At 45.7% G+C, this 12201-nt stretch carries 12 protein-coding genes; 10 read left to right on the top strand and 2 right to left on the bottom strand.

All coding sequences use genetic code 11. From position 1 onward, the window contains the following. The first annotated feature begins 39 nt into the window (after window positions 1-39). From JOE49_RS21610 to JOE49_RS21600, 3 genes are all read left to right on the top strand, one after another. Complete coding sequence (locus JOE49_RS21610) at window positions 40-1155, top strand: aminopeptidase (RefSeq protein WP_013310916.1); 1116 nt, start codon at window positions 40-42, stop codon at window positions 1153-1155. 89 nt (window positions 1156-1244) lie between these two features. Then, the gene (locus JOE49_RS21605; protein WP_013310915.1) at window positions 1245-1487 is read left to right on the top strand and encodes an HPr family phosphocarrier protein; all 243 of its coding nucleotides are present in this window, start codon (window positions 1245-1247) and stop codon (window positions 1485-1487) included. Window positions 1488-1628: 141 nt separating this feature from the next. After that, a complete protein-coding gene (locus tag JOE49_RS21600) occupies window positions 1629-1919 on the top strand; it encodes an Fpa/YlaN family protein (protein WP_007431028.1) in 291 nt (96 codons plus the stop codon). A gap of 141 nt (window positions 1920-2060) precedes the next feature. Here the strand turns inward: JOE49_RS21600 and cax are convergent, their stop codons facing one another. Next, window positions 2061-3131 carry a calcium/proton exchanger gene (cax, locus tag JOE49_RS21595; RefSeq protein WP_023989323.1) on the bottom strand — a complete coding sequence of 357 codons (1071 nt, stop codon included), beginning with the start codon at window positions 3129-3131 and terminating at the stop codon, window positions 2061-2063. Between the two features lie 192 nt (window positions 3132-3323). On the opposite strand from cax, the gene JOE49_RS21590 reads away from it, so the two are divergent. Next, window positions 3324-3689 (top strand): Asp23/Gls24 family envelope stress response protein, encoded by a 366-nt coding sequence (locus tag JOE49_RS21590; RefSeq protein ID WP_013310912.1) that lies wholly within the window; start codon window positions 3324-3326, stop codon window positions 3687-3689. A 226-nt stretch (window positions 3690-3915) separates the two neighbouring features. Here JOE49_RS21590 and ftsW read toward each other — a convergent pair whose 3' ends face one another. Continuing rightward, window positions 3916-5175, bottom strand: a complete 1260-nt coding sequence (ftsW, locus tag JOE49_RS21585; protein WP_023989322.1) for a putative lipid II flippase FtsW — start codon at window positions 5173-5175, stop codon at window positions 3916-3918. Window positions 5176-5425: 250 nt separating this feature from the next. Between ftsW and JOE49_RS21580 the strand changes: the two genes are divergently transcribed. From JOE49_RS21580 to JOE49_RS21555, 6 genes are all read left to right on the top strand, one after another. Further along, entirely contained in the window at window positions 5426-6631 is a 1206-nt protein-coding gene (locus JOE49_RS21580; protein ID WP_028540552.1) for a M20 metallopeptidase family protein, read from the top strand. A gap of 84 nt (window positions 6632-6715) precedes the next feature. Then, complete coding sequence (locus tag JOE49_RS21575; RefSeq protein WP_023989320.1) at window positions 6716-7144, top strand: CBS domain-containing protein; 429 nt, start codon at window positions 6716-6718, stop codon at window positions 7142-7144. Between the two features lie 176 nt (window positions 7145-7320). Then, complete coding sequence (locus tag JOE49_RS21570) at window positions 7321-9144, top strand: DNA repair helicase XPB (protein ID WP_209942776.1); 1824 nt, start codon at window positions 7321-7323, stop codon at window positions 9142-9144. A gap of 6 nt (window positions 9145-9150) precedes the next feature. Then, complete coding sequence (locus tag JOE49_RS21565) at window positions 9151-11175, top strand: helicase-associated domain-containing protein (RefSeq protein ID WP_209942774.1); 2025 nt, start codon at window positions 9151-9153, stop codon at window positions 11173-11175. A gap of 108 nt (window positions 11176-11283) precedes the next feature. Next, window positions 11284-11724, top strand: coding sequence for a YlbF/YmcA family competence regulator (locus JOE49_RS21560; protein ID WP_013310906.1), 441 nt, complete (start codon window positions 11284-11286; stop codon window positions 11722-11724). Window positions 11725-11763: 39 nt separating this feature from the next. After that, window positions 11764-12024 (top strand): YlbG family protein, encoded by a 261-nt coding sequence (locus JOE49_RS21555; RefSeq protein ID WP_023989316.1) that lies wholly within the window; start codon window positions 11764-11766, stop codon window positions 12022-12024. Window positions 12025-12201 lie beyond the last annotated feature (177 nt).

The following is a 12201-nucleotide window of genomic DNA, read 5'->3' as shown; positions in this document are numbered from 1 at the left end:
TTGTTCAAAAAGAATGAAATAGAGAAGGAGAGACACTACATGAAAGATCCTAGAATACTTAAGCTGGCGGAAAATTTGGTAGGTTACTCTGTTGAGGTGCAGCCTGGAGAAAATGTATTGATCGAAATGATTGGTACAGAGCGTGACTTGCTTAACGCCATCATTCATGAAGTTGGTAAAAAAGGTGGAAATGTTTTTGTACAACTTACAGACCGTAAGGTACAGAGCGCCATGCTTCGTCACGCGACAAAGGAAATGCTGGAGACCTGGGCTGAGATTGACCTTAACCGGATGAAGCAAATGCACTGCTACATCGGAATTCGTGCAGGGGAAAATGTAAATGATCTGTCAGATGTGCCGGAAGATAAAATGAAAATGTATAATTCCATTTATCAGCATGCGGTACATAGCGAACAACGGGTGAAACACACCAAATGGGTAGTGCTGCGTTATCCGAATGACAGCATGGCTCAATTGGCGAATATCAGCACAGAAGCATTCGAAGATTTTTATTTCGATGTGTGTAATTTGGATTATGCAAAAATGGACAAAGCTCAAGATGCATTGGCAGACCTGATGAATCGAACGGACAAGGTACGGATCAGCGGACCGGGTACGGATTTGAATTTCTCTATTAAACAAATCGGAGCTATCAAGTGTTCAGGTCAATGCAATATCCCGGATGGCGAAGTATACAGCGCACCTGTACGTGATTCCGTTAACGGAACTATCAGCTACAATGCACAAACCCTGTATAATGGTATTACTTTTGAAAATGTTAAATTCCGTTTTGAAAATGGTAAGATCGTGGAAGCGACGAGTAACGATACGAAGCGGCTGAATGATATTCTTGATTCTGACGAGGGAGCACGTTATATTGGCGAGTTTGCCATCGGGTTTAATCCGCACATTTTACATCCAATGAAGGATATTTTGTTTGACGAGAAAATCGCTGGCAGCTTGCATTTTACACCAGGTCAAGCTTATGAAACAGCGGATAACGGTAATCGTTCATCCATCCACTGGGATTTGGTGTTGATTCAGCGTCCAGAATATGGCGGTGGTGAAATTTATTTTGACGATGTTTTGATTCGTAAAGACGGCATCTTTGTACTGCCTGAGCTGGAGCCATTAAACCCTGAAAATTTAAAATAACGATATCCGTTCTTGCTGAGAAAGCGATTTCAATGTATTATTATGGATGAGTAACGATACATGACAATTCAGTAAAGCGAGGGATCTCTATGTCCAATAATAACGCGGCTGTTGTTGAAATTGCACAGACGGCGAGCAAGTTCACCTCTTCTATCGTCCTTCATTCCGAAAATAAGTATATTGATGTGAAAAGTATACTGGGCTTGTTTACGACCCTAGTCAGCAGCCATAGCTATGAACTACACGTTCATGGACCAGATGCGGAGGAAGCTAAGAAAGCGATCATCGAGGTGTTCGAGAAGCACGGACTTCATATTTCAGTAGCCAGCTAACTTTATTCTTGAAGCAAAAGCATCCCTACCTGTAACTGTAGGGATGCTTTTTTTGTCAGGTTCTTGTATTAGCCTGCAATTTGGTCTAATATTAAGGATAGGACGTCTTGTGCGACATTGAGACATAGGGGGGAAGAATCCATGACTTCATCTGATTTGCAGGAACAATTGAATATCAAGGCTATTAATCTGCTTCAGGAAGATGCAGATAAAATAAAGAAGCTTATTGAAGTACAGATGGAGAATCTGGCAACCCGTTATTGCCCTCTCTATGAGGAAGTGCTGGATACTCAGATGTACGGATTTTCCAAGGAAGTGGATTTTGCGGTTCGCGCTGGACTTCTTCCGGAAATGGTAGGTAAACAGCTGGTCAGTGAGCTGGAACGCAATCTGGCTATTCTATATGAGGCCATGAATAATAAGGCCAATTAGGAAGACGGTTGAATTGATGAGAGCATGCGGAGTTTGAGAGCATGCTTTTTTTGATGCCTTTTTTTGAAAAAATGTTCTTTTAGGATGGTGAAAGCGCATCGCCCTTCCACCATCCTAATGCACATTTTAAAACCTTAAAAGCTACACAAGGAAGAAGGATACACCTAACAATACATACACTACCAGTAGCATGAGTCCCTCATACCAGTTGGTTGAGCCGTCCTGGGTGATGGATTTGGCGATAAATACAGCGACAGCAATGGCGACCAGCTCAATTGTGGTGAAAACAATATTCATCGTATTTCCCATAAAGTAACTGATAAAAATCAGCACAGGGGCAACAAATAGTGCAATTTGCAAACTGCTGCCGATAGCTATTTCGACAGATGCACCGATTTTGTTCTTCATCGCCAGTAAAATAGCAGCGCTGTGTTCGGCTGCATTACCAATAATAGCGACGAGGAAGGCACCTACAAACAATTCGCTGAGCCCAAATTGGGTCGTAAATACCTCCAGTGTACCTACCAGCCATTCGCTGACAAAAGCGACCATGACAGTAGCGAGTACCAAATAGGCAATGGATTTGTTTCTGGACCACACAGGGGCATGCTCATGTGGCAATTCTTCATCTTTTTGTTCGGTCACATCAGCTAAATAGTCCTTATGCGTAATCATAGAAAAAATAAGCCACGCAATATACGCGACAATGAGCGTGCCTGCGACAATGAGGCTGAGCGTATCTGATTCGTTATCCGTGATAACGTGTGTGTTCAGAAAAACAGCTGGAACGAACAAGGCAATAACAGCCACAATCATCAGAGAACCACTTAATCCAGCCAGCGATATATTGAAATTTTGCACTTTGTACTTCAAACCGCCAGCGAACAGACTTGCTCCGAGCACCAGCAGCAGATTACCGATGATGGAACCGGTAAGACTGGCCTTTACCATATCGTAAAGACCTTCTTTAACAAGAAAGATGGCGATGATCAGTTCGGCTGCGTTACCAAAGGTGGCATTTAAGAATCCGCCTAAACGTTGGCCAGCATAATGTGCGACACTTTCGGTCGCCCTGCCGAGAAAACCGGCTACGAATACAACAGAAATTGCGCAAATGACAAATTGGGCTATAGCATTCCAATGGGTGTAATGAGCGACTGCGCTAAGAGCAAATGTCGCTATGAGCAAAGCGGGAGATAACCATTTTTTCAATGAAGAGCACCTCGATATCAATAGATGTGTACAAGTTTGGCGAAAGCTGTCACTTGTATGGATTTTCTAAATTAATATACCCAAAATGATATAGGTTGTAAACGAAAGTTGTTTTTCATACGTAGGGTTTGCATTTGGAGTGGCTGAGGCTTTACAATACAAATAAAGGATGGATGAAGGGGGACATAGGTCATGGCAGAGCAAATTCAACAACTGGAAGCAGGAAACATCAAGATTTCCAACGATGTCGTAGGTAAAATTGCCGGGATGGCCGCATTAGAGACACCGGGCATTGCTGCAATGTCAGGCGGTTTATCGGAAGGCTGGGCCAAAAGGCTGAGCGGTAAAAATGTACAAAAAGGCGTATCAGTGGAGGTTGGACAGCTGGAAGCTGCCATTGATCTACGTATTATCGTGCTCTACGAAACACCTATTCATGAGGTGTCCCGAATTCTTCAGCAAAATGTGCGAGAAGCCGTCGAAAGTATGACGGGTTTGCGGGTCGTGGAAGTGAACGTAAAAGTGGAAGGTGTCGCGTTCAAGGACGACGCAGTGTAAAAGAATCAGGAACCGATAAATTGACGTTTTTCACCAATTGTATACATGCCGGGAATTCCGTGGGATAACCCGAATAAAAACACGAAAACTGGTGGTTATAGAATCGCCAGTTTTCGTTTTGTGAATCAACAGTATAGCCATTTTTACAGAGGATTCCCGTATTTTTATACATAACCAAAAGAACTTCCAAAGCCACCGTTGTAAGTGGTCCATGGAAGTTCTTTTTTTAACGAAAACGGTTGGTTCTACGCGTTTGAAAGCGATTGGGTACTTCATTACGGACAGCTACCCCTGTGGTGCGTTCCTGCACTGCTTGTTTGGTGTTCTCACGAGAAATACTGAGCATAATGCCCATGGAAAACATCATGACAAGTAGGGAGGAGCCACCAAAGCTGATAAATGGAAGCGTTACGCCAGTGATTGGAATCGTTTGGGTTACACCGCCGATATTAATGAAGGCCTGAATAGCGATCAAACCCATGATGCCAGTGCCTACCAACGTTCCGAACGGATCATGGCAACGCAGAGCAATGATCATGCCTCGCCAAATGAAATACAAATATAGCATCAGGAATATGGCTGTTCCGACAAATCCGAATTCTTCACCAATTACAGAAAAGATAAAATCATTAAATGAATTAGGAAGATAGTGAAGCTTGATAATACCTTTACCAAATCCTGCCCCGTTTAAACCGCCTTCACCTATAGCTTGCAAGGACTGTACCAGATTGTATCCTGTTCCTTGTCTATATTTCTCGGGATTAAGAAAGGCTTGAAAGCGTCCGATTTTATAATCTTGCTTGGCAGCAGCTTGTCCATCTGTGGTTCCAGAATCTCCTCCAAACAACGACCCAATGCCAAATACGATGGAAGCGCCTAGCACGAGCAGAACAATTGATGCTGTAATATGCTTGACACTGGCTCCACCGGCATAAATAATCAGACCACTGGTAGCAACCAAAATGAAGCAGGAGCCTAAATCAGGTTGAAGCATGATGAGTCCTGCAACACAGCCTACAATGACTGTTACAGGTATGTAGCCAGTCCGCAGATCTCTAAAGCGATCTCCTTTTTTGACGATTAGTGCGGATAAGTAAAGAATGATGGAAATTTTCGCAAGCTCCGTTGGTTGGAAGCCAACACTACCAAACCTGAGCCAGCTTTTTGCGCCGTTAAGTGAGCCTGTAAAAAGAACGATGATTAGCAGTAATATAGTTATGAAAAATAAAGGTACAAAAAGCTTTTTATATTTTTCCATCTTAATATTCATAGCTACCAACATAATAAAAAGTCCAAGTACAGCAAATGCAGATTGGCGCTTCACAAAATATAAAGAGTCAAAATTGTATTCTTTATTCAGCAGAGCTACGCTGGAGCTGGAGCTAAATACCATAATTACACCGAATCCAACCAATAACAAAGTGAGGATCAGCAATTGAAAATCCGGTGTGCCTCTTCTTCGAGTCTCCGGCTTCGTATTTCTCATATCAGCTTCCCCCGGTATTCGCCACAAGGTATATTCCTCGCAGACGTTTATCATTTTATCGTTTATCCATTTTATCATATTATGTTTGTTGGGCTTCTGCAACCTCCCTGGAGCAACAGATATCGCAACAATTCCATATCTGCTACAATAGGATGAAAATGAAGACTTGAGAGCAGCGGTGCATACGTGGTGACGCTGCATGATTAATTCGGGAACTTGCCCGGTGCTTTAAAAGGAGAGGTGGAGCAGAATGACACAACATGCGATAGATAAGATCTGGTTTGATCGTTTGCAAGAAAACATGGTGGAGTGGCGTAGACATTTACATAAGAATCCCGAAATTTCCTTTCAAGAAAGCAAAACCGCAGCTTTTGTGGCGGATAAGTTGGAGAGTTGGGGAATCGAGATTCGCCGTCAGGTAGGGGGACACGGTGTTGTAGGCACCATTCGTGGTGCTAAACCTGGGCCTGTCGTCTTGCTGCGCGCCGATATGGATGCTCTTCCTATTCAGGATGAAAAGGAATGTGAATATCGCTCCAGCGTGGACGGAGCCATGCATGCTTGCGGCCATGACGGACATACATCCGCGTTGCTTGGAACGGCTTACTATTTCAGTCTGAATCGGGACGAGCTGCAAGGAGAAATTCGGTTGTTGTTCCAACCTGCGGAGGAATTGCTGCCTGGCGGAGCGGTCAGTGTAATAAAGGATGGTATATTGGAAGGTGTGGATGTCATTTATGGCATCCATTTATGGACACCTTTTCCGGTCGGGACGGCCGCGAGTTGCGCAGGGCCGTTGATGGCGGCGGCAGACGATTTTTATATTGAAATCACAGGTAAGGGTGGGCATGGTGGGATGCCCCAGTCCACTAATGATAGTGTCGTGGCGGGTTCAGCTCTTGTTATGCAACTGCAAAGTGTTGTAAGCCGTTCAGTCGACCCATTACGACCTGCCGTGCTGACGGTGGGAACCATCCAAGGGGGCTCTGCGCAAAATGTGATCGCAGAAACGTGTCGCTTGAGTGGAACGATCCGTACGTTTGATGAGGAGACACGAACGGTAATGAAGGAGCGACTGCATGAGGTGACGGAGCTTACAGCCGCAACATACGGTACAACAGCACAGGTTCGCTATATTATGGGATACCCACCAGTTGTCAATGACACACATGAAGCATCTCGTTTCTTTAATGAAGCAAAATCTGTTTTCGGCGAGGAGAATGTGCAGGAAGCGTCGAAGTTGATGCCTGCTGAAGATTTTGCGTATTATTTGGAACGTGTGCCAGGTTGCTTCATGTTCGTAGGAGCGGGTAACCCAGTTAAAGGAGCAGTTTATCCACACCATCATCCAAAATTTGATTTTGATGAGGATGCTATGATTAACGCGGTTCGTTTGTTTATTGCGATGTCTATGGGATACGCTGCGGAACGAAACGCAGGGGCAATTAAGGGCTAAAATGAGTTGAATTGGGAACGGTTCAATCTGGAGTATGAGGTTAATGAAATGGGGTACCCTACTGTTGAAAAGGAGGGAGTACCCATGAAAAAGGTTCAGGAAGTTATGACTAAAAAATGCGTAACGGTTACCCCACAGGACAATATTTATGAAATTGCGGTCAAAATGAAGGACAATGATACTGGTTTTATTCCGGTTGTGGAAAGCGAAGGCAGTGATAAGTTGATCGGTGTAGTAACGGACCGTGATCTTGTCGTTCGCGGTTATGCGGCTAAAAATTCGGGTTCGGGTTCGGTCGATACCGTCATGACGACAGGTATTCGTACAGCCAGTGCGGACATGTCGGTGGACCAAGCAGCTGAACTGATGGCAGAACAGCAAATCCGTCGTTTGCCCGTAACGGAAGGAGACCGTCTGATCGGGATTGTCTCGATCGGGGATTTGGCTGTTCGTAATATTTTTGCAGACAACGCTGGAGAGGCGCTTAGTCATATTTCCGAGCAGGTCCACTAGAAGAATAATTAAGGTAGCATTAGTTTGGGGAGATCTTTACCCCGAGCTTCTAATCAGGAGTTCAACCCGAATATGGGTTGGGCTCCTTGCTATTCTGGTTGATATGCCAATAAACGGATAAGCTATTTATTATATAAGTTTAAAATGATGTATTGTTAGATTATCAGGAGGTAGTTATGAATCCAGATCATCCTTGTATTGTACAACGTGATTTTACCGTTCTGCTGGAAATGGGCTTGCCCGGTTCAGAATGGGCTCGTTCTCAGTTGCAGATTTATGCGGAGCTGGTTAAAAGCCCGTCCGCTTTTCATACATACCACATCACTCCACTGTCTTTGTGGAACGCAGCTGCCCTCGGATGGAGTGCTGAGGACATTCAAAATAGTTTGAACTCCATATCCCGTTGGGATATTCCGCGTGATTTGTTGAAGGATATAGAACAGCTCGTTTCTCGTTATGGGACGTTGACGCTTTCACGGGAGGGTACGGAAGAAGAGAGAACTTATAGCACAGATATGATTGGCGCATACCGTGCTGAGCATGAGCCAGACGGAGGTATAAAGACAGGGAAAGCCAACAGCTATACAATGGGTGATCGCTTGATCTTGGCAGCAGAGACCCCCGCTTTACTGGGTGAGCTACTGACCAAGCAAGAGCTTAAACAGCTTGGTTTACTTCGACTTGATGAGGTAAGCGCGTCGGTCCCGTCCGAAAATCGGGGCTTGCTCAAGCAGGAATTAACGCGCTTGGGATATCCCGTTGTGGATACGGCAGGCTATCTTGAAGGGAATCAGCTTAGTTTTACCTTGGGAAAGGGACAAACGAAGTTGCAGCTTCGTGATTATCAAGTAAAGGCCGCTGATGCGTTTGAAGGAGCGGACGGCTTAGGAGGTAGTGGTGTACTGGTGCTTCCATGCGGAGCCGGAAAAACAGTGATAGGTATGGCGGTAATGAATCGGTTTCAGTGCGAGGTGCTTATTCTAACATCTAATACTACTTCTGTACGGCAATGGGTAGAAGAGTTAAAACGAAAGACGGATATTCCTGCCGATTCCATCGGGGAATATAGTGGTCAGAAAAAAGAGGTACGTCCGATTACGGTGGCGACCTACCAAATATTGACACACCGTCGCACCAAAGATGGGGATTTTGAGCATATGAAACTGCTGAGTGAGCGGAAGTGGGGACTCATTATATATGATGAGGTTCATTTGCTGCCCGCGCCAGTATTCCGGGCGACGGCTGACATTCAGGCTACCCGTCGTTTGGGGTTAACAGCCACGCTGGTTCGAGAGGATGGTTGTGAACGCGATGTGTTCTCTTTAATTGGACCCAAACGGTATGATATGCCGTGGAAGGAACTGGAGCGACAGGGCTGGATCGCTCAGGTCGATTGTGTGGAGCTACGGCTTCCAATGACAGCTGAACTTTTGGAGCGCAGTATGCGTGCCGAGGGTAGACAGCAGTACCGAATTGCAGCCGAAAATCCGGTCAAACTGAAGGCGGTACGTAGCCTGATGCAGCAGCACAGCGGCTTGCCCACGCTTATTATTGGTCAATATTTGGACCAATTGCGTATATTGGCTCAGGAGCTCGGTGTCCCACTGATTACGGGTTCAATGACCCAGACGGAGCGGGTGCGTTGGTTTGATGCGTTCCGCAAGGGTACAATTCGGACCCTATTGGTATCCAAGGTTGCAAACTTTGCGGTGGATCTGCCGGATGCGGCAGTAGCCATAGAGGTATCGGGTAGCTTTGGCTCTCGTCAGGAAGAAGCGCAGCGACTGGGCCGCATTTTGCGACCAAAGTCGGGCGAGAATAAAGCTTATTTTTATGCGCTAGTGACGGAGAATAGCAAGGAGACGGATTTTGCAGCTCGTCGTCAGCTGTTTCTGATTGAGCAAGGCTATGAATATGCGGTTCGCAGATTTAGTGTGACAGAGGCTATCGTAGGCGGGGATGATAAGCCTGGAGATCGTGGAAAGAAAAAGGAGGCCTAATCAAGAATGGGCGTAACGAACACGCAAGACAGCTGGAATGAGCTTTCATCAGATGAGCTGCTGGTGCTTAGACAATGCTTTATCCGGTACGCGGGACAGCCCATGAAGGAAGAAGAACCTATACAGCTTACCCGGGGAGCGTTAAGCGGAGTCGAAACGAAACTGGCACTGCGTGGATTACGTGCCCGGGGCTGGCTGGAGGCTGTTACCAAATCGTGGGGCGAACGAATTTTATATATTCCGGTTCATCGGCTACCGGATCTGTACGATATGTTGTTAGAGCAAAATCCAATGAACATGATGCATTCGGATCATCCGATAATGGTACATGAATCAATGACAGGCCTGGAGTCGGATTTGCTGCATGCGTTGTCACGTATTGCGGTACAGGGCGTTCCTTTGACGGCCAAAGGAACCATACATAAGCGGTCATTGCAAAAATTGAATGAACTGACCCCCTTTCGCCCAGAGGACCTGATAGGTCTTGGGTTGCATTATGCGCATGCAGAGCTGTATCCAGTGCAAACGGTGGTAATGATGGATTTGCTACTCAGTTTGGGTCTGTTAGTGAAAGAAACTGTGTCTTTTCGCGTTCAGGAAACGGAATTGGCGACTTGGATTCGTTTGTCTGCTTGGCAAATGCGCAAGCATATTTTTGCTACACTCATGGAAAGATACGGCAAGGCCGAAGCGTCTATGCAGCATTTTCGCTATATGCTGTGTGCCGTCTCCCAGTATGTAGGATCAGAAGGGTGGATATCTATCAAGTGTTTGCTGCAATGGATGCTTCAGGTAGGTCTGATCCAGCAGGAGAGTACGAACGGAGCTGATCCCAAGAACGGTGCCCTTTTAGACCTTGTTCCTACAATCTCAAATACGGAAGGGTTTGCGGGAGAAACGGTATCTGATTTTAATTTCAATGGACCTTTCATGGAGGAATTGAAGGGTTGGCTGAAGGCACTGACTGCTTTTGGAATGGGCGATTGGGGCCAGACTGCATCGGGCGAACTGTGTTTTCGCTGGGATGTATCTGTGATAGATATGCTTCGTCCCAATAATTACGAGGATACACATCAAGAACAAGGTACTTTTTATGTACAACCTGATTTTGAAATATTGGTTCCACCAGATGTGGCATATGATGTGCGCTGGCGACTGGAATGCTGCTGTGAACGTGTGACAGGAGATCGGATGGTAGTATATCGGATCACCAGAGAAAGTGTTACAGAGGCAATCGAGTTAGGAATGGAGGCCAAAGCAATTCCTGCTCTTCTGCACAAGTTCAGCCGGACAGGTGTGCCTGATCATGTACGCATGGCGGTAGAACAGTGGGCAGGCGATGTCGGACGGACGGCTTTTGCAACGGTAACACTTTTGCGATGTGGCACACAGGAGGATGCAGACATGGTTGCACGCCATCCCGCGCTGGAAGGATTGCTGGAACGGCTCGGTGACAGGGACTTTATTATTCCGGCGAGCTCTGCTGTCAAAATACGAAAAACGCTTGCTGCAATTGGATTAGGTCCACGTCGTGAACTGGAAGGTGTGGACGATCCGACTCATCATTATCCATTGATTTTGGAACCAGAGAACATAAGTTCAGGCAGCCCCAACAGTGAAATGGAGTCCGACCCTACTCAAGCCCGTTCTATATTTTCCCAAGAGGGAAGAGCAGGTTTTGTTTATACTGGGCGCACGCTGCATTTTTACGAACAAGAGCACACGCTGCCTGATCCGTCTGACTATTTTCCAGAAAGATCTACAGTCCCCTCCTCATGGACAAAAGAATGGAGGAGTTACCATACTTCCACTGCCCGGCAGTTGATCGAGCAAGCGATTCGTTGGCAGGCTGCTGTGGGACTGCGAATCGGTGGGAAAGAGGTTAAATGGATACCGGAGGCGGTGGTTCCCGGTGCACCATGGAGTGTCACAGGCTGGTACGCCTCAGGAATGGATGACGAAGCACCTTCTCCTGCGACTTTACAGCCAAGTGAATGGTCAGACATGCGGTTGCTGGTTCCTTTTACATAGTAGAGCCAGGAAGTGCATGAAACTCCTTCTTCTCAAAAGAAGGATGTGGTATGATAAATGAGTCTACTTTTACAGGGTAGAACTTTATATAAAGTGAGATGAACATTCATGAGCGTAGCCGAATTGAATACGGTCAATATGGCAGAAGTGCTTATTAACGCCTATGAATTGGGCGATATGGTCAACCGATCCTTTGAGGTATCGGATTATTTATATTGGAAACAGCGTGTGGAATTGAATCCGTCTATTCAGGCGTGTGTACGCAAGCTGGATGCCAAAAAGGAGCTATTCGCGGAAACGGAGCGTTTTGGGCATTTTCATCCGAACTATCATGAAGCGAAGGATGCAGTGCAGGTCGTTGAGCTGGAACTGGAACAATTCGTGGATGTTAAGGAGTTCAAACGAGCCGAAAAGGCGCTGGATGATATGCTTCATGCCATGTCTGAAACGATTGCATATTCCGTATCCGAGACCATTAAGGTGCCGAGCAATGATCCGAATGTGAAAAAGGGCGGATGTGGCAGCGGAGGGAAATGCTCCTGTGGATAGGTCATAGGAATGATACCGAGTGGAGGGGAGATGAAGCGAATGTTTGCCGAGCGGACAGGGTACATCATTTGGGTAAGCGATATCAAGGCTGCCCGCAATCTGGAGAAATACGGAAATGTCCACTTTATTTCAAAGCGTATGCATTATGTAGTTATATATATGAATGCGGATCGGGCAGAAGACACCGTTAAAAATATTCGCAGACTTTCCTATGTGCGTAAGGTCGAGCGCTCTTTTCGAAATGAGATTAGGACGGAGTACAACGACGATAAGGAAAAGATGAAAGAATATGAAATATAAGTTTCTAATATCTATAAATTGTAAAATATTCTTAAAAGGTCAGCCTGCGGGCTGGCTTTTTTTTGTAAAGTCAGGACTTTTGCATAATGGTCTTAATGCTGTTAGACCTAAAAAATCTTTAAAAACCGCCTATAAACTTCAATTTTGTAACTTGTAGTCCCGGGTCTGTTGAGGTAA

Origin of the sequence: Paenibacillus sp. PvR133 (assembly GCF_017833155.1) — a bacterium.
In the GTDB taxonomy this organism is placed as follows: Bacteria; Bacillota; Bacilli; order Paenibacillales; family Paenibacillaceae; genus Paenibacillus; species Paenibacillus polymyxa_B.
Note: the sequence above shows the minus strand (reverse complement) of the source record. Positions and strands in the feature narration are given on the sequence as shown.